The sequence below is a fragment of the Pseudoduganella sp. jia 12 genome, from assembly GCF_055502675.1.
The window spans coordinates 137096-158600 of record NZ_JBUXKP010000003.1 but is presented as its reverse complement, the minus strand read 5'-3'; the positions used below and the strand labels follow the sequence as shown (position 1 = coordinate 158600).

The 21505-nt window shown below is 65.4% G+C and carries 14 protein-coding genes; 4 read left to right on the top strand and 10 right to left on the bottom strand.

Features of this window, described 5'->3' with window-relative positions:
* Positions 1-220: 220 nt before the first annotated feature.
* Positions 221-379: an ATP-binding protein gene (locus ACY65G_RS06735; RefSeq protein ID WP_464996598.1), complete on the bottom strand. Its 159-nt coding sequence runs from the start codon at positions 377-379 to the stop codon at positions 221-223.
* Between the two features lie 262 nt (positions 380-641).
* Here ACY65G_RS06735 and ACY65G_RS06730 point away from each other — a divergent pair, with 262 nt between their 5' ends.
* The 4 genes from ACY65G_RS06730 to ACY65G_RS06715 all read left to right on the top strand — a co-directional run bounded on the left by ACY65G_RS06730 (position 642) and on the right by ACY65G_RS06715 (position 7206).
* Positions 642-2222: an isocitrate lyase gene (locus ACY65G_RS06730; RefSeq protein WP_464996597.1), complete on the top strand. Its 1581-nt coding sequence runs from the start codon at positions 642-644 to the stop codon at positions 2220-2222.
* A gap of 171 nt (positions 2223-2393) precedes the next feature.
* Complete coding sequence (locus tag ACY65G_RS06725) at positions 2394-3602, top strand: hypothetical protein (protein ID WP_464996596.1); 1209 nt, start codon at positions 2394-2396, stop codon at positions 3600-3602.
* A 290-nt stretch (positions 3603-3892) separates the two neighbouring features.
* Complete coding sequence (locus tag ACY65G_RS06720; protein WP_464996595.1) at positions 3893-5593, top strand: methyl-accepting chemotaxis protein; 1701 nt, start codon at positions 3893-3895, stop codon at positions 5591-5593.
* 20 nt (positions 5594-5613) lie between these two features.
* On the top strand, positions 5614-7206 hold the full coding sequence (locus ACY65G_RS06715; protein ID WP_464996594.1) for a chemotaxis protein CheW: 1593 nt from the start codon (positions 5614-5616) through the stop codon (positions 7204-7206).
* A gap of 59 nt (positions 7207-7265) precedes the next feature.
* On the opposite strand, the gene ACY65G_RS06710 is transcribed toward ACY65G_RS06715, so the two are convergent.
* The 9 genes from ACY65G_RS06710 to ACY65G_RS06670 form a co-directional block, all read right to left on the bottom strand.
* On the bottom strand, positions 7266-8027 hold the full coding sequence (locus tag ACY65G_RS06710; protein WP_464996593.1) for a PAS domain-containing protein: 762 nt from the start codon (positions 8025-8027) through the stop codon (positions 7266-7268).
* A gap of 303 nt (positions 8028-8330) precedes the next feature.
* Entirely contained in the window at positions 8331-10004 is a 1674-nt protein-coding gene (locus ACY65G_RS06705; RefSeq protein WP_464996592.1) for a hypothetical protein, read from the bottom strand.
* 12 nt (positions 10005-10016) lie between these two features.
* Positions 10017-14798, bottom strand: a complete 4782-nt coding sequence (locus tag ACY65G_RS06700) for an SdrD B-like domain-containing protein (RefSeq protein ID WP_464996591.1) — start codon at positions 14796-14798, stop codon at positions 10017-10019.
* 89 nt (positions 14799-14887) lie between these two features.
* Entirely contained in the window at positions 14888-16222 is a 1335-nt protein-coding gene (locus ACY65G_RS06695) for a COG1361 family protein (RefSeq protein ID WP_464996590.1), read from the bottom strand.
* A gap of 27 nt (positions 16223-16249) precedes the next feature.
* Positions 16250-16744, bottom strand: a complete 495-nt coding sequence (locus tag ACY65G_RS06690; RefSeq protein WP_464996589.1) for a hypothetical protein — start codon at positions 16742-16744, stop codon at positions 16250-16252.
* 199 nt (positions 16745-16943) lie between these two features.
* A complete protein-coding gene (locus tag ACY65G_RS06685; protein WP_464996588.1) occupies positions 16944-17309 on the bottom strand; it encodes a response regulator transcription factor in 366 nt (121 codons plus the stop codon).
* A complete protein-coding gene (locus ACY65G_RS06680; RefSeq protein WP_464996587.1) occupies positions 17306-18871 on the bottom strand; it encodes a sensor histidine kinase in 1566 nt (521 codons plus the stop codon). The genes ACY65G_RS06685 and ACY65G_RS06680 overlap by 4 nt, the downstream gene beginning before the upstream one ends.
* Before the next feature lie 43 nt (positions 18872-18914).
* Complete coding sequence (locus ACY65G_RS06675; RefSeq protein WP_464996586.1) at positions 18915-19535, bottom strand: response regulator; 621 nt, start codon at positions 19533-19535, stop codon at positions 18915-18917.
* Positions 19536-20197: 662 nt separating this feature from the next.
* The gene (locus ACY65G_RS06670; protein ID WP_464996585.1) at positions 20198-21259 is read right to left on the bottom strand and encodes a sensor histidine kinase; all 1062 of its coding nucleotides are present in this window, start codon (positions 21257-21259) and stop codon (positions 20198-20200) included.
* Positions 21260-21505: the final 246 nt, after the last annotated feature.

Genomic DNA, 21505 nt, shown 5'->3' with positions numbered 1-21505 from the left:
AACGCCGCCCGCCAGCAGGATACTCGCCAGGAGTCTGGCAGTGTGATGCGCGGCGCCCGGCGATGTGACGAGCCAGTGCGCGGGCAACCAGAGGAACCACGCCGTTATGGCTGCCCATGCGACGACCGCCACCATGTAAATGCCTCGATACCGCATGACCACTGCTCCCTTGCCGATCCGTTCTGGAAGCGAGTATGGGGCATGGCCCGTTAAGGATGTGTTATGCGCCGGCCAGCAGTGGCATCGTGACTGTCAGCCCGTGCGGTTCGGCGTCCGCCAATGTCACCGTGCCGCCGTGATGGGTGACGATTTCCCTGACGATCGACAAGCCCAGGCCACAGCCCAGTCCCTGGTCGGACGTTTCGGTGGCAAATTTCACGCAATCGAATCGTGTTGCACATCGTGAAATGCGCGCCGCCGTGTTTTGCATGACCCTTTGCAATCCGCAGAATGGCGTTTTACATTGCGAAACATCGGATATAAGTAATTGATAACAATAGGAAAAAATTCTTTGCAACTCTTATATAAGACATAAGAGGCGAGGCGACATTGGCCTTATGATGGATCCAACGAACAGCAGTTTTCTCGACAAGAGTTCAACGGCAAACGACCAGTTTCGATTCATCCTAAAGGAGCATCACATGTCCCACTACCAGAACGATATCCAGGCCATTTCCAACCTGAAGCAACAGCAGGGCAGTGCCTGGGATGCCATCAGCCCCGAATCTGCCGCCCGCATGCGCGCGCAGAACCGTTTCCAGACCGGCCTCGACATCGCCCGCTACACGGCCGGCATCATGCGCCGCGACATGGCGGCCTACGACGCGGACCCATCGCAATACACGCAGTCGCTGGGCTGCTGGCACGGTTTCATCGGCCAGCAAAAAATGATTTCCATCAAAAAGCACTTCAACAGCACGGACCGCCGCTATCTGTACCTGTCGGGCTGGATGATCGCCGCCCTGCGCTCCGAGTTCGGCCCGCTGCCGGACCAGTCGATGCATGAAAAGACCGCGGTCTCCGCGCTGATCCGCGAGCTGTACACGTTCCTGCGCCAGGCCGATGCGCGGGAACTGGGCGGGCTGTTCCGCCAGCTCGATGCCGCCGAAGGTCCGGCGCGCGCCGCCATCCAGGACAAGATCGACAATTTCGTCACCCATGTGGTGCCGATCATCGCCGACATCGATGCCGGCTTTGGCAATGCCGAGGCGACCTACCTGCTCGCCAAGCAGATGATCGAAGCGGGCGCCTGCTGCATCCAGCTCGAGAACCAGGTCTCCGACGAGAAGCAGTGCGGCCACCAGGACGGCAAGGTCACCGTGCCGCACGAGGACTTCCTGGCCAAGATCCGCGCCGTGCGCTATGCCTTCCTGGAACTGGGCGTGGAGGAGGGCGTGATCGTGGCGCGCACCGACTCGCTCGGCGCCGGCCTGACGAAGCAGATCGCCTACACCCGCGAACCGGGCGACCTGGGCGACCAGTACAACAGCTTCCTGGACGTGGAAGAAATCGCCGCCGATGACCTGGCCAATGGCGACGTGGTGCTCAAGCGCGAAGGCAAGCTGCTGCGCCCGAAACGCCTGCCGAGCAACCTGTTCCAGTTCCGCGCCGGCACCGGCGAGGCGCGCTGCGTGCTCGACTGCATCACCTCGCTGCAGAACGGCGCCGACCTGCTGTGGATCGAAACCGAGAAGCCGCACATCGCGCAGATCGGCGGCATGGTCAATGAAATCCGCAAGGTGATCCCGAACGCGAAGCTCGTGTACAACAACAGCCCGTCGTTCAACTGGACGCTGAACTTCCGCCAGCAGGTGTTCGACGGCATGAAGGAACGTGGCGAAGACGTGTCGGCGTACGAACGCTCGCAGCTGATGAGCGCCGAATACGACGAGACCGATCTGGCGCGCGAGGCCGACGAACGGATCCGCACCTTCCAGGCGGACGCCGCACGCGAAGCCGGCATCTTCCACCACCTGATCACGCTGCCCACCTACCACACGGCGGCCCTGTCGACGGACAACCTCGCCAAGGAATACTTCGGCGACCAGGGCATGCTGGGCTACGTGGCCGGCGTGCAGCGCAAGGAAATCCGCCAGGGCATTGCCTGCGTCAAGCACCAGAACATGTCGGGTTCCGACCTGGGCGACGACCACAAAGGCTACTTCAGCGGTGAAGCGGCACTCAAGGCGGCCGGCGCGCACAACACGATGAACCAGTTCTGACCGACCGGGCGTCCTGCACCGGGCCGCCATGGCGGCCCGGTGCAGGTTCCTGGAAACCCGGCCCGCAGCGTGAACGGGCAGCCGGCAACGCGGCGGCCCATCCGCGTTGCCGCGGTTAGAATAGCGTGTTTTACCGCGATTCCGGCGCCTTCGCGGGCGCTGGCGAAACTCATGATTCACTCCTCCATGGGGCGCATTTGCCTCTTCGCCGCGCTGGGCGCGGCCACGCCCCCGGGCACGGCGGCTGGCGCCGATGCACCATCGTCGCCGCTCAAGATCGGCGGCGCCATCCGCTTCAATTACGTCCACAAGGGCTGGCAGCCCGAGTATCCACGCGGCTTCGCGGGGCTCGACACGATGCGTGTCGACGTCGACTACGACGACGGTACCCGCCTGGCCTCGGCCCAATACCGCTACAACCGTTTCCCCACCGGGCAGGGTGGCTACTGGCAGCATTTCCTGCACCACGGCTGGGTGGGCCTGCGCCTGGCCGATGGCGCTGTCGTGCGGGTCGGCGTGGACAAGGTACCGTTCGGGCTGCTCCCGTTTGCCTCGAACAATTTCTATCAGTCGATCGCCTTCTATACCGGCTTCGAGGACAAGTACGATGCCGGCATCACCTATGCCAGCGCGCCCGGCAAGCTCGAATGGCAGCTGGCCTTCTTCCCGCGCGATGGCGGCTCCTATGGCGGCGGCGACAACACCGCGCCGGCATCGAACCGCTATTCGTACAATATCGTGGCGGACGACGACGAGCAGGGATTCGGCACGGGCCAGCGCGACAGCGAGCGCAACACGCTCGTCGCGCGCATGGCCTGGCATCCCGGCACGGCCGTCAAGCAGGAGATCGGTTTCTCCGCGCTCGGCGGCGAGATCCGCAGCGGCGCCGGGCGCGACACGCGGCGCCATGCGCTGGCCGTCCACTATCGCGCCAACCCGGGCCCGGTGACGGTCATGCTGCAGGCAATGGGCTACCGCTACCGCACCAGCCATGCCGCGAACGAAACCTACGGTGGACTCGATCCGAACAGCTTCGTGATGGTGGGCGGCTTCGGCTATCCGTACCCGGTCGCCACCCGGGGCAATATCTACATTGCCAATGTCAGCTACGACATTCCCGGGACGCTGGGGCCCCTGGGCGGCTTCAGGGTCTACAACGACTACAGCGTGCTGCACAAGCGCGTCGGCGACTATGGCCACTCGATGCAGAACGTTACGGGCCTGTCGTTCTCGGCGGGGAAGTGGTCGTTCCAGGCCGACCTCATGCTGGGCAAGCACCACCCGTACATCTCGCCGGACTTCGGCGGGCTGGCCAGGCCGGACAGCCAGTATTCGAACCATGCACGGCGGATCAACCTGCAGGCCGGCTTCTATTTCTAGCCGCCGCTTCCAGCTACCATCCCCAGCAAACCTGTACAGGGACGGACGCGCGTGACGGCGCGACGCCCCTGGCAAACGTGCGGGTACCGCGGCCTGCACGATGACTGCCGGTCATCGATTCGTGCCGTATGCCGGCGCAAATGTCCACGGCACACCACAAATCGATAAAAATGATACCGTGCGCATTTACTTGCGGCAACTATCATCCGATAATCCTGATGTCGACCCAGCCAACGTCGCGTTCCTCCCGCCGCCAGGCGCCTTTCGCAGATTTGACCAACAGGATCGCAATGAACATCAGCACTTTCGCAGCCCACGCAGCAGCCGAGCAAGACCTCCACGCCGTCAACAGTGCCCTGAACCGTGTCCAGGCACTCATCGAGTTCCGCATGGATGGCACGATCACCCATGCCAACGACAATTTCCTGGCAACGCTCGGTTATTCGCTGGATGAAGTCGTGGGCCGCCACCATTCGATGTTCTGCGATCCCGCACACGTGCGCTCGGCCGATTACGAAAGTTTCTGGGCCGGGCTGCGCCGAGGCGAATTCGAACGCGCGCAATACCGCCGCATTGGCAAGGGCGGCCGCGACGTATGGATCGATGCGTCGTACACCCCGATCCTCGACGAGAACGGCACCCCGTACAAGGTGATCAAGTTCGCCACCGACATCACGGCCCACAAGGTGCGGGCCAACGAACACGCCGGCCTGGTCGGCGCCATCGACAAGGCGCAAGCGGTCGTGGAGTTCGGCATGGATGGATTCCTGCTGGGCGCCAACGACAACTTCCTGGCCGTGATGGGCTATACGCTGGACGACATCCGTGGCGAGCACCACCGGGTGTTCTGCGACGACGATTACGCGGCAAGCCTGGAATACCGCAAGTTCTGGCAAAAGCTCAACCGCGGCGAGTTCGATGCCGGCCGCTACAAGCGCATCGGCGCCGATGGCCGCCAGGTCTGGATCCAGGCGACCTACAACCCGATCTTCGGCCTGGACGGCAAACCCTGCAAGGTCGTGAAATTCGCTACCGACATCACCGCGCAGGTGGCGCTGGAAGTGGAAATCGAACGCAAGGGCGAGGAGGACCGCCGCAAAGTAGCCGTGCTGCTCGAACATGTCGAACGCGCCGCGCGCGGCGACCTTTCCGGCACGATCGACATGCCGGGCAACGATCCGATCGACCTGCTGGGTGCCGGCGTGGGCAAGATGATCGCCGACCTGCGCGGCGTGATCGGCCACGTGGTCTCCGAGATGGCGCGCCTGTCGTCGTCCGCCGAGGCGATCGCCGAGCGCTCGAACGTGGTGGCGGGCGGCGCGCAGGCGCTTGGTGCCACGGTGGAGCAAATGAATGCATCGGTCGACGGCCTGACGGCTTCGATCACCACGATCGCCCGCGGTGCCGGCGAAGCGAACACGCTGGCCCAAGGCACGCGGGAAGCCGCCGAGACGGGCGCCAGGGCGGTGGCCCGTTCGATCGAGGCCATGGCGCTGATCAACCAGTCGTCCGAGGACATCAGCGAGATCGTCAAGGTGATCGGCGAGATCGCCGGCCAGACCAATATGCTGGCGTTCAACGCCGCGATCGAAGCGGCAAGGGCCGGCGAGCATGGCCTGGGCTTCTCGGTAGTGGCCGACGAGGTGCGCAAGCTCGCCGAGCGCTCGTCGCAGGCAACCAAGGAAATCTCGAAACTGATCGCGGAATCGGTCAGGCGGGTGGCGCAGGGCAGCGAGATTTCGCGCCAGGCCAGCGATGCGTTCGACCACATCGTCAAGGGCGTGGAACATACGTCGCTCGCGATCGGCGATATCTCCGCCTCGGTCAACGAGCAATCGCTGACGGCGCGCGAAGTGGCCGTTGCGATCAACCACATCGCCGAGGAATCGGAAAAATCGGCCGGGTCGTGCGACACCATCGCCGTGCAGACGGACGAGCTGAATCGCACGGCGGCTGAACTGAACCGCACCGTCGCCGGCTTCACGGTCTGATTTCGGGACCCGGACCGATCATGCAGACAAGCGAAATGACGAGCGAAACACCGGCGGCCGGCGTGCCGCTCGACGCAGCCGCGGGGGCAGCCCTGGCGGCAATGGAGGCCGCGCGCGCCGCCGCTGCCCGCGCGCTGGTCGACGCCCGCGGCATGGAGCTCTTCGGCAGCTTCCTGCTGGGCGAAGAAGAGTTCGCGCTGCCCGCACTGGCGATCCGTGAAGTGGTCGCATTTCCGGAGCGCGTGACGCGCATGCCGCTCTCTCCAGCCTGCCTGGAGGGCATCTTCACACTGCGCGGCACGGCGATCCCGATCGTCAACCTGGCGCGCATCTTCGATCCGCAGGCTCCCGCGGCGAGTACCGCACAGAAAATCGCGATCCTCGAGCATGAGGACGTGCTGGTGGGCCTGGTGTTCGATGCCACGGGCGAGATCCTGCGCGTGCGGCCGGAACAGCGCAGCACCGTCAGCCATGGCGGCGGCCAGTCCGTTATCGGCGGCACGATCCTGCTCGTCGACAGCAACCGCCTGCTGCAGGTGCTGGTGCCCGATGCGCTGGTCCGCATCGAGAACGTGCCGCACGTGCGCGCCATGTCCTCGGCCACGCGCGCCGCCGAACGCGCCCGTTTCCTGCGCCATGCCGAGGCGCGCAAGTGCCTGTGCTTTTCGGCCGGCGGCACGTCGTTCGCCTTTGCCATGGCGGCGGTGCAGGAAATCCTTCCGGTACCGGAGCTGCGCACGTCGGTCATGATGGGCTCCCTGTGCAAGGGCTGGATCAATTTCCGCGGCCGTGCCGTGGGCATCGTCGACTTCAGCGCCTTGATGGGGTGCGGCGAGGCCATGAGCACCGAAGCGGACCGCCGCATCCTGATCGCCCGCATTGGCGACGAACTGCTGGGATTCCTGGTCGATTCGGTCGACACGATCATGCCGTATTTCGACGGCGACGTGCTGCCGATTCCCTTGCTGGGCACGCGCCGCGGCGCGATGTTCCGTGGCTGCCTGCCGCGCGAAGAGGGCTCGGACACGCTGTTCCTGGATCACGCCAGGGTGCTGAGCGACGCCGAACTGGCCGAGGTCTGCGCCGGCCACCGCCGCATCTACCAGGACGAAGCCGCGCGGGAAGCTGGGCGCGACGTCACGAAGGCCGCGGCACGCAAGCACGTGTTCCTGGCGTTCGAACTGGGCAGCCCATGGGCGACCGACATCTGCCAGGTACGGGAAATCATTCCGTACGCGGCCGGCATGACACGGCCGCCGGGCACGCCCGATTGCGTGCGCGGCATGCTGAACCTGCGCCAGCAAATGATTTCCGTGATCGACCTGCGCCGGCTGTATGGCATGCCCGCGCTGGAAGATACGTCCGAGTGCAAGATCCTCGTGCTGGAACGGGGCGACGAGCGCTATGGCGTCATCGTCGACCGGGTCGACAGCATCGTGCACCTGCCGGCCAGCGCCCGGCGCCCGTCGCCCAAGCTGCTGCGCGCAGGCGGCGGCGTAACCGACATGCGCACCGACGTCAGCGAAGTCCTCGAATTGCCGGATGCGTCGGTAAAAAGCCTGTTCGACCGCGAAGCGTTTTTCGCGACGCTCGAACGCGCGCTGGCCGCATAGTCATCCAGGCGCGCCATTCGGCGCGCCTGCTTCCTGACGTGGAAAACGCCCGTTTCCGGTCAAGCCGGCGCCGGTTCCCTATCTTCCCGAACCTCCCGCGCAACACAATAGAAATGCCCGTTGTGCGGTACGGCGGTCCACGCCAGCCAGCGGTAGCCGCCACTGCTTGTCCGGAAGCGGTTCCTGAATGCCAGCGTGGTGGCGCCCGCCGCCAGCCTGGCGATCTCCTGCCGCGTTCCTTCGCGGTCGTCCGGATGTTCGAGCCATTCCGACGTGCGCCCGAGCAGGGCGCTTTCATCCCAGCCGAGGATGCGCTTGAAAGCGGGGCTGACGCTGATCCAGCGTCCCTTCGCGTCCGTCACGCCCAGCATGTCCCGGCTCAGTGCCCAGACCTGTTCATGCTCGATGGTGCGTGCCGCCAGCTCCAGCATGGCGTTCTTGTTGTCCGTGACATCGAGCGCCCGCGTGAACAGCCTCGAACCGTCCGGTACCAGTGCCCAGCTCAGCCATCGGTAGGTGCCGTCCTTGCAACGGCAACGATTCTCGAAAGCGAGGATCGGTTCGCCGCCGGCGCTGGCCTGGCGGAATGCCGCCTCGCTGGCGTCGCGGTCGTCCGGATGGAAAAACTGCGTGCAATGCTCCCCCTCCAGATCCAGCGGCTCCCAGCCCAGCAGCCGCGTCCATGCCGGATTGACGTGCTCGAACGTAACGTTCGACATGTCGAACACCGCCAGCAGGTCGGGCATGAGCTGCCACATCTGCAGGAAGGCCGGGTTGTCCGGATGATGGTTCTTCAGCGCTGTCGAGAATAACGACGTCATATCTGCAACTCCGTAGGGTGCGGCGGCTCGTACGCGATAGTGTTTTTATAGCACATACCGCTTTCGCACGTTACGGATCGAGTACGTCGCAGCATGCAAACGCTGCCAATGCCGCATTATTTGCTCTGCAAGCAGTGGCACCGTACACTTGGCGACCCGACCGTCTCTTACCGGGCCCATGGCAGTCGTCCCGATCCATCGCCACGGCAGGCCGTGCATCCAATGAGAGATGGCTTTTCGATCCGGCCACGGTCCATGACCGGGACAGTTTCCTGGGGTTCGTCGGCGGAAGGTCCCCCGCACTTATTGGACTAGCACATGCAATGTCACGGTCCCGGTCGCGCCGGGCGCCAGCGTCCCTGTAAAAGTCCATTCGACGGTGCCTGCGGCGCCTGCCGCCGGCTTGCCGCTGACAGAGCAGCCCGTGAGACCGGCGCCGAGCGTGCCGCAGGCACCGCCGCTGAACACGGTGAAGGCCGGCGTGGCATCGACGATCTTCAGGTTGTTCAGCGTGGTGCTGCCCGTGTTCTGGTAGGTGATCGTATAGGCGATGACAGCGCCCGGTGCGGCGTTGGCCTTGTCCACGGCCTTGAGCAGCTTGAACTCGTCGCATGCCTCGCAGATGCCGTTGACGGTGACCACCACCTGGCCCAGGCCGATGCCGAGCAACTGCAGCAGCGGGTCGACGACACCGCCCAGGATGGGCGCGAGGATCGGCTTCAGCACATCGACGACCAGGCCCTTGACCAGGCCGGTCACCGTGCCGCTGAGGAGGCCCAGTTGCGGGATGCGCAGGTCCATGCTCGATACCAGGCTGCCGACCAGGTTCGTGACGAACATGGCGCTGCTGCTGACGGTACGGGTCTGCGGGAACGGGCCGCTGAAGGAAACGGTGGTGCCGCCCAGCGGCGCCTGGCCGCGTGCCGAGGCCTTGAGTTCGATGTCCAGCACCGACAGGCCGACGGCGGACAGCGTCCCCACCTTGCCGTGCTTGAGGTCCGTCGCGGCGTTGATGCGGCGCGTGCGGTTGAAGAACAAGCTGTCCGCGATCGAGCCGATATAGATATCGGCGACGCCGGGCGACGCTTGCAGTGTCACGGCGCGGTTGACGGCATCCACCGTGCCGAGCGTACCTTCGCCGCGGCCGATCTCGACATACACGTCGAGCTGGCCGATGGCGATCTCGGTCTTTCCCAGCAGGGCGGTCAGCACGTCCGTGACCGGCGCCAGCGTGACCAGGTCGAGTTTCAGCTTCACGCGGATCGCCGCGCTGTGGAAGGTCGCGCCCGTCGGTCCGCAAATGTACACGGCCGGTTCGATCACCTGGGCATACAGCTGCACGCTGTTCAGGATACCTGTCATGCCGAGCACGCCGCCCGAAATGCCGACCGGTTGCGGTGTGAACGCCACGTTGCGCTTGTTGTACAGCTGGATCAGGCCGGTCAGCATGTCCAGCGAATTGATCGTCGTCCGCGCCAGCGTGCCCGCATCGGCCGTGACCTTGACGAGTTCACCCACGCGCACGGTGGCGCCCGCGCCGCCCAGCTGTCCTGCCAGGCCTGCCAGCACGGCGGTGAGGCTGGTGCTGGCTTGCGCTTCTGCCTGCACGCCCAGCGCTGCTGCAACCTGCGCGAGCGTGACACTGGCGTTCAGCGCCTGCGCCGGGCTCGATACGTTGGCCTGGGCCTGCAGGGCGGTCAGGAAGCCCAGCAGGTTGACTTCGCCGGTGGCGAGCGTGTTCCAGTCCGCCGCCGTCAGGCTGATGTCGCTGCCCAGCAGGCCGCCCAGCAGCGGGTTGAGGAGGGCGCTTTTCGTCGTGTCCACGCTGGCCAGCCGTGGTCCCGTCGATACACAGGCCCCGGTGGTGGTGCAGGCCGCGCCGGCGTCGGCGCTGGCGGCCAGGCCGCAAGCCAGCAGCAGCGTTGCCAGCCAATACTGCGCGCGGAACATCGATTCGTGGAAACGGAGCGTCATCATGGCGGATCCCGGTTAAAAGGCTTTGGCGGACAGCAGGTTGTCCAGCGTGCGTTCGTCGAATTTCATGCGCAGGCGCACATACGCGCCTTTCCCGGTGGCGTCGCCGCCGGCCAGGTCGCGCTCCTTGAAGCCCAGCAGGTTGTAGCCGGCCGAGACCCACATATTGCGCACTACCTGGTAGCCCGCTTCGAGGCCGGCACCGAACTGGGTACCGCCGTCGCGGCTGGCCAGTGCCTGCACGATGGCGCCGGCGTCCCAGTCGCGGTTCACTTCGTGCATGACGCGGGCGCTGACCAGGTGGGCGAACGTGCGGCTGTCCAGGCCGGCCGAGCGGTCCTGCGCCAGCTTGGCGGCATAGCGCGCGCTGACGATCGTGGCGCGTTGCGGCTGCCAGTTGGCATTGGTGGACACGATGTGCACGGCGCGGCGCATGTCGGCCAGGCCGGAATCGGATTCCAGCTTGAACTCGTATTTCGCCAGGCCGTTCCAGCCCAGCGTTTCCAGCGCGCGGTAGGCCACGCCGGTCTGCAGCAGTTCATTGACGCGCGTGCCGCCCGTGGTGCGGGTCGCCGATGCCGTGTTCTTGCCGAGGAAGGTCCACGTATCGGACAGTTTCCACGACAGGCCCAGCGTGTTCAGCAGGCCGTCGCTGTCCTCGCCATGGCGCAGTTCCAGCCGCGCGGTGCCTTTCCAGCGCGGATCGCGGCTGTACTCGAGGGCGCCGGTGGCGGCGATCGATTCGTTGGCCGCGGATCCGGCCAGCACCTGCACGCGTTCGAACGTGGTGCTGGCGCGCACGCCTTCGGCGATGGTCCACAGGTTGCGCAGGCCAATGGCCGCTTCCGCCTGGCGATCCGCCAGGTCCGAGCCGCGCGCGCGGTATTCGGAGTACACGCGGCCATCCTTCATGTAGTCGGAGTCGATGCCGAACACGGAAGCGTTGCGCTGGATGCCTTCGTTCAGTTCATAATTCGAACCGAGGCTGCTGATCAGTTCATGGCGGCCGTACACGCGGGTGCCGCCGGCGAAGCGGTATTCGCCGCCAACGGCGGCCATGCGGCGGCCGCTGTCCTTGACATCCTGCTCGCCTTCCACGAACACGGAAGCCTGCGGCATGCCCGGTACCTGCGCGGACACCTTGCCGCGCACGCTGGTGAGGTCGGGCTGCGCCAGCACGGTGCCGGCGCCGGCCTGTTCGCGCGAACGGCGCACGCCGCCTTCCACGCGCACGCCGCCATCGAACGTGTAGGCGGCACCGGCCTGCACGCCGTCGCGCGCGGCGCCGGTCGTCACGTCCTGCGTATGCAGCGCCTCGCCGAGCAGCTTGAATTTGTCGGTCAGCGCATAGGCGGCGCGGGCGCCGCCCTCGGTGCGGCCTTTCGGGAGGCTGGACGAGGGATTGTCGAACGCCGCGCTGGCGCGGCCGAGGAATACGTGGCTCTCCAGCTTGCCGTCGGCGCGCGTGGCGTCGATGCGGGCGGCGCGGCCGCTCTTGTCCATGCGGTCCATGTGCGCCGCCTCGACGATGATGATGGTCTTGTCGTCCGGCTTCACGGTGGCGTTCACGCTGGCCAGCGTGGTGGCGGCGATCGGGTTGCGGTCGTCCACATAGCTGGCACCCACTTCGACATGCTTGCCGACCTTGTACTGCGCGGCGGCGCCGGCCACCCAGAACGTCGGGCTGCCCTGGTCCACTTCATAGCTGATGCGGATCGATACGGGGTTCAGCTCGGCGTCCAGGCTCGGTACGGGGGCACGCATCAGGATGCGGCCCGTCAGCGGCTCGATGTCGTAGTCGGCATGGCGTGCCTGCGGGCTGGCCGACAGGATCACGCCGAGCTGGTTGCGGTCGCGCACGATCACTTCGATGCGCTCGCTGTTGATGACCATGATGCCGGCGCCGGTCAGGAACGGGCCCGACGTGCCGTTGGCGGCGAATTCCTCGACCACCTGGCGCGTGCTGTCGTGGCTGGCGAACGCGTCGACCGCCAGGCCGCCGGCCTCGTAGTGGCCGCGCAGGCCGTTCAGGCTGCGGTTGTAGGCCCCCAGGTTGCGCGCCGGCGTGACCGAAGGTGGCGTGAAGTCGCCGTACATCAGCCACGATTTCTCGCGGTCCGCGCGCAGGTACAGGCGGCCGGTGGATTGCGCATCGAAGCCGCGTTTCGACTCGTCGCCATACGTGGTGTAGTAGGCCAGCGGGTCGAGGTCGCGGAACAGCTTCTGCTCTGTTTCCTTTTGCGAATCGTAGGCCAGCGTCAGCAGCGTGTCGTTGCCCACGTCGCCTTTCATGAAGACGGCCGCGCGGCCGCCGGCCTGGAACGTGTTTGCGCCGGACGAACGGGACAGGCCGCGCAGCGCGTCCTCGAAGCCGTCGAAAGTGCGTGCAGGGTTCGTCGTGTTGCCGCTGGAGCGACCCAGGCTGACCATGCCTTCGACGACACCGGCCGCCACCAGCGGGCGCAGGTCGGGCACGAAGGCCATGGTGCCGGTGCCTTCCAGGGTACCGCTGCGCGCGGTGATGCGCGCGTCGCCCGCCTCGTTCGAGGCGCGCAGCGTGAAGTCGGCGCTGCCGCCTTCGACGATCGCCTGCAGGCCCGGTTCGCGCGGATCGGGATCGGACTGCTGCCACTGGCCGCGCGACGCATCCAGCGTCACCGGCGTGCGGGCGGCAACGGGAATGCCGGCGGCGTCTTCCAGGCGCACGCGCACGACGGCCGGGGTGCGGCCATCGGCGGCCACTTGCGTTTTCGGCAGCTCGACGCGCACGCGTGCCAGCGGGCCCGGCGCCACCACGGTGATGCTGCGCTGGCCGCGCGGGTTGCCGAACTGGTCGCGCTGTTCCACTTCCAGCACGTTCCTGCCGGCGCGCAGCGGCACGCCGATGAATTCCCAGCTTTCCATCTGGCGCTCGGCCAGCGTGCTGCGCTTGCCGACGCGTTCCTGCGCCACGGCTTCGCCATTCACGCGCAGCGTGAAGGTAACGGCGGCGCCGCCTTTGACGCGCACGGTGGCCTGGGTGCCGGGCATGATGGCGCCATCGGCCAGGTCCACGAAATCGAGCTTGTTGTCGAGCGTTTCCAGGTCGGCCAGGGTGGCCTTGCCCGGTGTGCTCGCGGCAGCCTGCTGTTCGGCCTCGTTGCGGCGCTTCAGTTCAGCCGCGCGTGCCTCGACGGCTTCGCGCTGCGCGCAGCCGGCGATGGCGAAATCGGCCTTGGCCAGTTCGCCGTCGCGCAGGTCGGCGAAACGGCTGCCCGCATCGCCCGCGTTGCGGTTCGACAGCACGGCCAGCGCGGCGCCGGCCGGCAGCGTGGACATGTCCACCTTGGCGACATGGGTGCGCGGCGCCAGTTCGGCGAAGCTGTAGCGGCCATCGGCATCGGTCACGGACCAGTTGCCGTTTTCCAGGTAGATGCGCACGCCCGGCACACCCGGCTCGCCGGCGTCGCGCAGGCCGTTGCCGTCGCAGTCGGCAAACACATTGCCGACGATAAAACCCTTGTCGCTGAAGACGCCGGCTTCGATCTTCACCTTGGCGGCCGCTTCGCTGCTGGCCAGCGCCGGTACCGCGCTGGTGGCGCGGGCACGGTTGGTGCCGTCGCCCTGCAGCGCGCCGGCGCCGATGCGAACGCGGTAGCGCAGCACGGCGGTGCCGCCTGCCGGCAGTTCGCCGATGGCGAAGCGCAGTGCCGCCCCCTGGGCGCCGGCCGGGTCGGCCGCGCGGTGGCCGTCAAGGCGCGCGCTGCCCGGCTCGAGCCGGAAGCCGGCCGGCAGCGTGTCGTCGACAGCCACGCCCTGCAGCGCGATGTCGCCGGTATTGTGGATGCGTACCGTGTAGTCGACGAAGTCGGCGATGCCGGCCGTGGCGCGCGACGCCGCCTTTTCCACATACAGGATGCCCGGCACGCTGTCGACCGGCAGGTCGATCATCACGGCGCCGCTGGCGACGCTGACGATGAAGCTGCCGCCGAACGAGCCGTGCAGGTGGATGTCGCGGCCGGCCGGCAGTGCGCCCGGCTCGACCTTCGACGGGAACGTGTAGTTGCGGGGCGCGGTCACGTCGATCCGGTACAGGCTGGGCGCCACCAGCGGGAATTCATAGCGGCCGTCCGCATCGGTGACCATGGTGCTCGGCAGGGCGGTCGTGCCGTCGATGTCGAACACGCGCGCCGGTGCGCCCGGCAGGCCGCCGTTGCCTTCGCCGGTCACGTCGATGAGCGTGACGGTGGCGCCTGCGAGGCTGGCATTGGTGCGGCTGTCGAACACGATGCCGCTCGGGTCGACCAGCACCGAGCTCGTGGCCTCGCCCATGCCGCAGTCGTTGATCCAGGCAACCAGCTGGTCGTTGGCGCCCACGTGCAGCTGGCCGTCATTCGCGCGCATGCCGGTACCTGCTGCAACATAGGCGGGCATCACCGTCGTATCGAGGCGGAACAGGCCGCTGTTGGGCGCCGTCTCAGTGGCACCGTATTCCTCGTTGTCGCCCGTCCTGGCCGACTTGAGCACGACAGCCACCTTGTCGACGGCACCGGCATCGGCGTTGCAGGCACTGGCGGAAGCCTGCACGTACAGCGGCCGGCCGGCGGCGGCGAGCCTGGCGGTATTGGTATAGTCGCCGCCGGTGAAATAGGTGATCGAGACCGCCTGGTCCGCCCGCACGATGTTCGATTCCACCGGTTTGCCATCCGCATACGTGACGCTGGCCTGGTTCGTGATCGTGGCATGCGCCGCCGTGCCGGACAGCATCGCGGTGGCGAACATCAGGGTGGCGGCAAGGCGGGCGAGGATGGAACGCATGGCGGATTTTCTGGAAAATGCGAATGCACGAATCCCGCCTGCCGCGCGCTAGGGCGCGGCAGGAAGGCGCTACGGTGGAGGGAAGGGGATTACGGGTTGATCTTGACGCCGAACGACATCGTGGCCGACTGGCCCGGGGCCAGCGTGCCGACGCCCGCTTCCAGCTGGGTGATCGGGCCGGCCAGCAGCGTGGTGATCGCGCCCAGCGTGGTGGCCACGGGGCCGGTCGCGTGGTACGTGGTGTTCGCCGGGATCGTATCGCGGATGACCACCAGGTTCACGTTGGCCGGGCCCGAATTGGTGGCCGTGATCTGGTAGCGGATGCATGCGCCCGGCACCGCGCCGGTCGTGATCGGCGCATTGCTGTACGGGGTGTCGGCCGTGCCGTCGCATTCCTTGTCCAGGGCCTGCGCCTTGCTCAGCGTGAGCGGGGCCGGTGCTTCGCCCACGGTGACCGCCTGGTGGATCGTGTCGCTGACGCTGGTCGTGGGCGACGTGACGCGGAAGTACAGGTCCGTCGTGGCCTGTGGCGCGCCGGCCGGCACGGTCACGTCGGCGTAGACGGTTTTCTGTGCGCCGGCTGCCACGCTGGCGTTGGTGATCACGTTGCCGCTGGCATCCTTGAACACGACGGTCCAGCCGGCCGGCAGGTCCATGTTGGCGAACGTTGCGCTCGTGCTCGACTGCAGATTGAACGTGTCCGGGCTGCCGCCGGCATTGTTCAGCACCAGCGTGAAGCGGGTCGTGCCGCCGGCAACCACGGTATTGGTGATCACGGCCGCCGCTTCGGCGCCGGCGCCGGAACCCGGCGCGTTGCCGCCCGCCGTGTTGGCGGTGATGTCCATCTGGGCCGCCGATGCGGCGGTCGTGGTATCCGTGCTGGTGGCCTTCACGGTGTTGGTGAAAGCACTGGTTGCGGTAACCGTGATCGCATTGGTGGTGCCGTTGGCAACGCCGGCAGGCAGGGTGCCCACCGCCACGAAGTTGAACGTGGCACCGGCCGCCAGGCTGCCCGTGCTCGTGATCGGGGTGGCGTTGTCGGCCACGCCGTCGCCGTTGGCATCGGCGTAGAACACCACGCCCGCCATCGTGAAGCCGCCGCTGTTCGCCGAAGTCAGGTTGAACGTGTCCGCGCCGTTACCGGTATTGGTCACACTGTGCGGATACACCACCGGGGTACCGGCGCTCGCGTTCTTGGCGGTGCCGGCCGGCATCGTCAGGCTGGCCACCTGCTGCACGGTGGTGACGACGGTGTTCGACGTGGCCGTTTGCTGCTTGTTGGTGGAATCGAAGTAGACGGCGGTGGCCTGGTTGGTGATCGACGTGCCCGCGGCGGTGGCGGCCAGCGCGCCGTTGGCTGCGGCGAGCAGGGAGGTGGCCAGCACCAGTTGCGGTGCGCGGGCTTTCAGACTGATGGCTTTCATGGACAATTTCCTGGTTGAGAACGGTAGTTATTGGGGAGTGCGTGGCGCATCGCCGGCCAGGCGCATGCGCGATTTCACGGTGGCGGACTGGCCGGCGGCCAGTTCGCCGAGCTTCCAGCGCAGGAAGCGGTATTCGGACGGCGGCACGGTTTCGGTGACGCTGCGGCCATTGCGCACGACGACGCGCTGCAGCGGCACGGCGGCGAATTCCTTGCCATCAATGCTGGCCGTCACGGCGGCGGGGGCGGCGCTGTCCGGCACGTAGGCCATGCCGCCGGCAGGGACCGGCAGGGTAGCCATCACGTCGCGGGCAGGGGTCTTGCCCGTGTTGCGGTAGTCGACGTGGTATTCGATCGTGTCACCCGGCAGGGCCTTGTCGGTCGGCGCCAGTTCGACACCCTTTGCGGTGGCGACAACCTTGAAGGCGCGCATCGCGACGGCGATGTCGCCGTCGGCGGCGAAGGCTGCCGTGCTCAAAAATTGGGAAAGGCAAACAGTCAATGCAACAAGATATCGGTTCATGGCGCTCTGCTGGCTTGCCGCCGTCGATCCCGGGCGGGTAGGGAGCGGTATCACTTTTATCGTTAAGCCGCGAACGCAGTGTATCACTTTTACTGATTTCCACAAGGAATCACATTTTCCTTGTGGCAAATCAGAAACAGTTGGGAAAGGAAGGGCTGGAAAGGCAGGCGCCAGGGGGCAGGCGCGGGGCAGGCGGATATTACGGCAGCAGTTCGTCGACGATGGCAGCCAGTCGTTCCGGACTGAACGGTTTGACAACATACCGGTCGGCGCCCGCCGCAAGCCCTTCTTCGATGTCGCTTTGTTGCCCGCGGGCCGATAGCAGCACGATACGGATCGATTGGGTGGCTGGTTCGGCCTTGAGGGCGCGGCACAGGTCCAGCCCGTCCTCGCCCCGCGCCAGCATGACGTCGAGCACCAGCACGTCCGGATATTCGCGGTCGATGAGCTCCATCGCGCCGGCGATGTCGGCGGCGCAGTCGACCCTGCCGAGCGGAGCCAGTGTCAGCATCGCCAGCAGGCGCAATTCCACCAGGTCGTCGACAACCAGGATCAGCGGGCTCATTGCGCGGCGGCCGGCAGCAGCAGGTTGACGGTCGTGCCCACGCCAGGGGCCGATTCCAGCTGCACGCAGCCCCCGTGCAGTTCGACGATTTCCTTCACGATCGTGAGACCGAGGCCGCTCCCCACCACGTCGCGCCGGTTCTCGGAGCGATAGAAGGGCTCGAATGCGCGCTCCTGCTGTTCGGGCGTCATGCCCTCGCCACGGTCCCGTACGCGGAAGGCGATGACATCGCGTCCGTCGTGCTGCACGGGGCCGACCGAGATATCGACCGGCGAACCGGGAGCCGAATACTTGATCGCATTGCCGACCAGGTTGAGAAGGGCCTGTTGCAGCTTGCCGGCGTCGGCCAGCACGGGCGGCATGGCGGGGGCGATATGCGTGCGGATCGCTTCACGGTCGGCGAGGCCGTCAAGGCCCGCCACGACCTCCTCGACGATTGTCGCGGCGTTGCGCGGACCGATGTCGAGCGCGTCGGTGCCGCCCGACTCGATGCGCGCCAGGTCGAGCATTTCGTTGATCAGCTTGACCAGCCGCGTCGCCTGGGTGTGGATGATGCCGACGAATTCGCGCATGCTGTCGGGCGAGAAATCGCGCTTGAGCAGCAGCTCGGTGAATCCCACCACGCTTGCCATGGGCGTGCGCATTTCATGGGTAGCGGTGATGAAGTACTTGCGCCGGCGCTCATCGGTGGCGCGATCGCGCCGTTCGTTTTCCGTCCGCGGCGCGATGTCGCGCAGGATGACCACGTAGCGTTCGGCATTCGCCATGTGCACCATGCTGGCCGAAAACTCTGCGGGGAATGTATGACCGTTGAGGCGACGTCCCGTGGCCTGCAACTGGCACCCGGCCCCGTCGTGGATGCGTTGCAGCAGGGGGCCGATGTCACTGGCAAGCAGGTCGCTGGACGGCTGGCCGACCAGCATGCCCGGTTCGGCCCGGTACAGGCGTTCCGCCGCCGGGTTCGCCCATTCCACGAATCCCTCCGGATCGAGCAGGATGCAGCCTTCCGGCAGCCGGTTCAGGAGCGCCGTCATCGACACCTCGTTCTCGTGCTGGACCTGCAAGGCCCGGCGAACCGTACCGGCCGCAATCTCGCTTTCGATCGTGGCGGCCAGGTCGGCCAGCAGCGACCGCTGGGCGGCATCCAGGCGGCGTGGCCGTATGTCCACCACGCACAGCGTGCCGATATTGGTCCTGTTCGGGGCCTTGACCGGGGCACCCGCGTAGAAGCGCACGGCCGAAGGGCCGGCCAGCGCGGGAAAGTCCGCAAAGCGCGGATCGGCGCCGGGGTTGGCGATCACCAGCACGTCGTCCTGCACGATCGTGTGGGTACAGATCGATTCGGCGCGCGGGTGCTCGTTGGAATCCCAGCCCAGCCTGGCCTTGAGCCAGAGACGGTCGCGGTCGATCAGGCTGAAGACGGCGATCGGTACGTCGAACAGGCGCGCCGCCATGCGGATGATGCGGTCGAAACGCTCTTCCGGTGCGGTGTCGAGCAGGTCGAGCGAGCGCAGGGTGTGCAGCCGCTGTTGTTCGTTCGCCGGTAATGGATAATCGTGCATTGCGGGCCTCGCAGGATGTGCCATGCACACCGGGCCCAGGCCATCAACCCGCCTGCAAGGCGGCTTCGACGGCGGTGCGCAGGCGCTCGAACGGCACCGGCTTCGGCAGCACCAGTATGTCGGACGGTAGCGCCATCGACGAGATCGTCGAGCGCTCGATACCACTTACTACAACGATACATATGTTAGCGTACTCTTCACTTGCGCGCAGTTTCTGTATCATCCGGAAACCGTCCATTCCCGGCATGTGCAGGTCGGTGATCAGCAGCTGTGGCCGCTCCCGGCCGATTTCCAGCAGCGCCTCGAAGCCATCGCGGGCCTTTACCACCTCGATCGGCATGTCCCACCCGGCCAGCTCCAGTTCATACAGGCGCAGCATCGCAGGCTCGTCATCGACGACCAGTATGCGGTGGCGCGAGGGCGCTTTTGCGCTGGCGCTGTCGACATGGGCCTGGCGGCGCTGCTCCGCAAGCCGCGCGACCGATTCCTTGACGATGCGGCGATGGCCGCCCGCCGTCTTCCAGGCCTGGAGCACGCCGCTTTCCACCCACAACTGCACGGTGCGGTGGGCCACGCCCAGGATGGCGGCGGCTTCCTTGGTAGAGTAAAACTCGGTTGCGTCGTCGGTGATCGGAAGTCCACCGGAATGGCTTTGCTGTGTCATCGGAATTGCCGGCAATCGGCGCTGCGGGTTGTTCGAAGGATTCGCCGGACGTCGGTAATGTCAGCAAAACGAGGCGTGGTAATTGGATAGAATTATAGAACACTGCACGCACGGGACGGCTGAGACACGCGTGTTTGGCCGTGTTTCGTCATCCGAGTGTTGCTTTTGGGAATTTATATATTCTGGGGAAAGTAAATTGTCCTGGACGTGCAGCCGTCTGCACGGTCAGCCGCTGGCAGTACAACAGGGACGAATCGGTGGGGGGCCGGACACTATCCGGCGCAGGTTTCCAAAGCCTTCTACCGCGTATGAATGCACATTGTTCGCGATCTGCATCCGTTATCATCTGTAATAAATTATTCTTACTTTTAGTTGCATTTCCGCCTTCTATTGGAGGCCTGCCGCGCGCTGGCAAATACAATGTTCATGCGCAGTGAATCGATGCCCCAGGCAGGCAGGGCTCCCATATCCGTTCTCGTCTGCCCACTGCTGGCGATCGGCCCGGACCTGTCGTGGGCAGCGGCGACGGCGCCACTACTACGGTTTCCGTCGCGAGTTCCGCATATTGCGCTGAAACCGGAGCGCGGGTGCGCGTGGTGGAATCCGCACCGACCTTGCTGTTACCGAACAGGCTATTGGAAGAGCAGATATGGTCGAACCGGTCAGCCCTCTATATGGGGCCTCCCATCCAGCGGAATATTGATCGTGAAGACCGTGCCTGCCGAGCGGGAACTGCGAATGATGAGCGACCCGCCGTGGCTTTCCGCGACATCCCGGACAAACGACATGCCTTTGCCGCCGGAGATGTGATTCCCGTAACTGTACTCGGCTGTTTCAAAGAGTGCGGCAAGTTCGTCGGGCGCGATGAACGATGTGTTGCTGGACACCGACAATAACAGCCGGCCATGCCGGATGCTGGCGGCAATGTCGATTTCGCCCGTGCCGGAACTGAATCTCTGCGCATAGGTAATCAGGTGCCGCACCGCGCTTTCCATGGCTGCCCAGTTCCAAAAGCCGTCGATCCGGTCGCAATGGATCTTGATGACTTGCGGAGAATTCGTGAATTCCAGGCTGACTTCGCCAAGCAAGCTGTTCAGGTTTACCTGGGTCACCGACAGTTTCAACTTCAAATTGCGTTGCAGGGAAGACTGGGTGGCGACGGCCTGGAGCATTCCATCGGCTTCCGAAATCTTGGCAGTGATTCGTTTCGCCATGCTTTCCACGCTGGGATCCGTGGTTTTCTGCTGGACCAGCTGCGCAGTGACGCCGACGACATTCAGCAGGTTGCGCACATCGCGACTGACCGCGGAATTGAACAGGTCACGCGCCTTTTCATGCACATCGCTGTATCCGTTCAGGCTGTCACGCGATATTTCGTCGATCAGGCAACGTACGCGGCCCATCTGATCAGGCGCGAAGGGAGCAACGGCCTTGCTCGATGGGGAAAGGATAATGTCGGAGAAAATCTGCAATTCATGAATGATGTCGCACGGCCGATAGTCCGTCATCAATGCGCGCTCCCGTCCATGCGCAGCGCCCAGATTACTGTCCGCGATGATGGACGGGTTCAGGCCGTTATCGAACGACTCGATTATCCGGTCGAGTATCAAGGGAACAGAGCCAACCAGGATGGACGTGTCAAGATTTGCCGTGACCGGTACTTCTTTCGTGACGCGGCTTGTCCATTCCTGCATCACCGATGCCAGCAAATGTTCACGCGCCAAGGGTTTCGATATGTTATCCATATTGTGGATGTACCCAGCCCCTCCTTGAACACGGCAAAACTGGTGCCTCAAAGAACGGATGAGGGAGCAATTGATGTCTGGAGCATGATAGTGAGTTTTTGCTACTTTTGGTCGGATAATTGTGTATTGCAAGAGATGCCGGTCCAGTGCGCCGGATTCGATACCTTCCGCAAACAGGTCGACGAAAGGCGGGAGCGGCACCCCCGGGCCGGTTCACAAACGGGC

What these genes read in the sequence shown, in the direction of transcription:
- ACY65G_RS06730 (WP_464996597.1), top strand. Translation starts at nt 642, where the DNA reads ATGTCCCACTACCAGAACGATATCCAGGCCATTTCCAACCTGAAGCAA.
- ACY65G_RS06675 (WP_464996586.1), bottom strand. Translation starts at nt 19,535, where the DNA reads ATGACACAGCAAAGCCATTCCGGTGGACTTCCGATCACCGACGACGCA.
- ACY65G_RS06705 (WP_464996592.1), bottom strand. Translation starts at nt 10,004, where the DNA reads ATGATGACGCTCCGTTTCCACGAATCGATGTTCCGCGCGCAGTATTGG.
- ACY65G_RS06685 (WP_464996588.1), bottom strand. Translation starts at nt 17,309, where the DNA reads ATGAGCCCGCTGATCCTGGTTGTCGACGACCTGGTGGAATTGCGCCTG.
- ACY65G_RS06710 (WP_464996593.1), bottom strand. Translation starts at nt 8,027, where the DNA reads ATGACGTCGTTATTCTCGACAGCGCTGAAGAACCATCATCCGGACAAC.
- ACY65G_RS06720 (WP_464996595.1), top strand. Translation starts at nt 3,893, where the DNA reads ATGAACATCAGCACTTTCGCAGCCCACGCAGCAGCCGAGCAAGACCTC.
- ACY65G_RS06690 (WP_464996589.1), bottom strand. Translation starts at nt 16,744, where the DNA reads ATGAACCGATATCTTGTTGCATTGACTGTTTGCCTTTCCCAATTTTTG.
- ACY65G_RS06725 (WP_464996596.1), top strand. Translation starts at nt 2,394, where the DNA reads ATGATTCACTCCTCCATGGGGCGCATTTGCCTCTTCGCCGCGCTGGGC.
- ACY65G_RS06680 (WP_464996587.1), bottom strand. Translation starts at nt 18,871, where the DNA reads ATGCACGATTATCCATTACCGGCGAACGAACAACAGCGGCTGCACACC.
- ACY65G_RS06700 (WP_464996591.1), bottom strand. Translation starts at nt 14,798, where the DNA reads ATGCGTTCCATCCTCGCCCGCCTTGCCGCCACCCTGATGTTCGCCACC.
- ACY65G_RS06715 (WP_464996594.1), top strand. Translation starts at nt 5,614, where the DNA reads ATGCAGACAAGCGAAATGACGAGCGAAACACCGGCGGCCGGCGTGCCG.
- ACY65G_RS06695 (WP_464996590.1), bottom strand. Translation starts at nt 16,222, where the DNA reads ATGAAAGCCATCAGTCTGAAAGCCCGCGCACCGCAACTGGTGCTGGCC.